The organism is Streptomyces sp. SID1328, from assembly GCF_009865595.1.
Taxonomy (GTDB): domain Bacteria; phylum Actinomycetota; class Actinomycetes; order Streptomycetales; family Streptomycetaceae; genus Streptomyces; species Streptomyces griseoluteus.
Window position 1 is genome coordinate 1 of the sequence record NZ_WWKH01000161.1, and the last position, 469, is coordinate 469.

The window sequence follows — 469 nt, forward strand, 5'->3', positions numbered from 1 at the left end:
CCGCTGCGCCAGCAGCGCCGCCGCTCCCCCTCGGCCGTGCGCACGGTCACCCACAGCTCGATCGGGCCGGGCAGGGCGCCCTCGGCCAGCACATGGGTGAGCGCGTTCTCCAGCTCCTCCACCCCCTGGGCGAGGAGTTCGCCGAGCGGCCGCCCGAGCGCGGCGGAGCGGCCCACGCCCAGGGCGCGGGCGGCGTGCGCGTTGACGACGGCCGGGCGCAGGTCGGCGTCGATGAGGACGACTCCCCAGGAGGCGTCCTCGAACAGGGCCTCGCTCAGCGCGATGGACCGCTCCAGGTCGATCTGCGTGTGCACCTCGCTGAACGCGCAGTACAGGCCCGCCGGGCGGCCGTCCGGACCGCGTACGGCCGCCGACTGGGTGCGCACCAGAACCCGGCGGCCGTCCTTGGTGACGAGGGCGAACTCGTGGACCTGGCGGCCGGGGGCGCGCATCGCGGACCGCAGCCGCT

General features: G+C 76.3%; 1 protein-coding gene. It reads right to left on the reverse strand.

Features of this window, described 5'->3' with window-relative positions; translation table 11 throughout:
- Nucleotides 1-469: PAS domain-containing protein (locus GT030_RS04790; protein ID WP_161199985.1), on the reverse strand; the 469-nt coding region annotated here is incomplete at both ends.